The organism is Alcanivorax sp. HI0044 (genome assembly GCF_001634945.1).
In genome coordinates this window covers 1-725 of sequence record NZ_LWEZ01000500.1, presented here as the reverse complement: position 1 = coordinate 725, position 725 = coordinate 1, and the positions used below count along the sequence as shown (strand labels likewise).

The following is a 725-nucleotide window of genomic DNA, read 5'->3' as shown; positions in this document are numbered from 1 at the left end:
CAGCAGTTGGGGAATGGATACCCGGGAAAAATAGCCGTCGGTGAGCAAATGGGTGCTGCCATCGCTGATCAGGATGGTGCTGGTGCCCAGGTAGGTCAGCGTCACCTGCCCCGGAGCGGGAGCCGGTTGCGGCGAGGCGATGGGCCAGCGTTCCAGGCTGGGGGTAAAGGTCAGCAGCAATACGCCGCACAAGATCACAAGCAGCAAAGCGCTGGAAATCCATCGCGCTATTTTCATTGTCTATCCATGGTTGTTCTTTTCGACGACGCGTCAATCCCTGCCTGCGTAGTGGTGTCGCACAGGCCAAGACCTGCCAGTTTAACGGAAATTACGCAGCTGCACAGGTCGGGAGCGGATTTTGCCGGCATGGATAGCGCTGGCCCGTCAGAGCCTGAACCCGTCCCGGCTTCGACTAAAGTCATACTGTGTTGCCATGGCCCTTTGGCTAGTCTGGAGCTCGAGCCTATCCCTTGTCTGCCTGAAAAGGGGGTGGCCTGATTTCCTGATGACGCAGAGGGACGAGTAATGAAAGAAGAAAACGCCCGCGCCTACTGGGCCGCTAACCTGCGATTGATTTTGACCTACCTGGCTGTCTGGTTCGCTGTCTCCTATGGCTGCGGCATTTTGCTGGTGGATGAACTCAATCAAATCCAATTCTTCGGTTTCAAGCTGGGCTTCTGGTTTGCGCAACAGGGAGCCATCTACGTGTTCCTGGTGCTGATCGT

At 56.4% G+C, this 725-nt stretch carries 1 protein-coding gene and 1 pseudogene; one reads left to right on the top strand and one right to left on the bottom strand.

Features of this window, described 5'->3' with window-relative positions; genetic code table 11:
• Positions 1–237 (bottom strand): annotated as a pseudogene (locus A3730_RS05970) (MBL fold metallo-hydrolase); the annotation flags it as partial.
• Positions 238–525: 288 nt separating this feature from the next.
• On the opposite strand from A3730_RS05970, the gene A3730_RS05965 reads away from it, so the two are divergent.
• The coding region (locus tag A3730_RS05965; protein WP_063537712.1) for a DUF4212 domain-containing protein at positions 526–725 on the top strand (200 nt) is incomplete at its 3' end.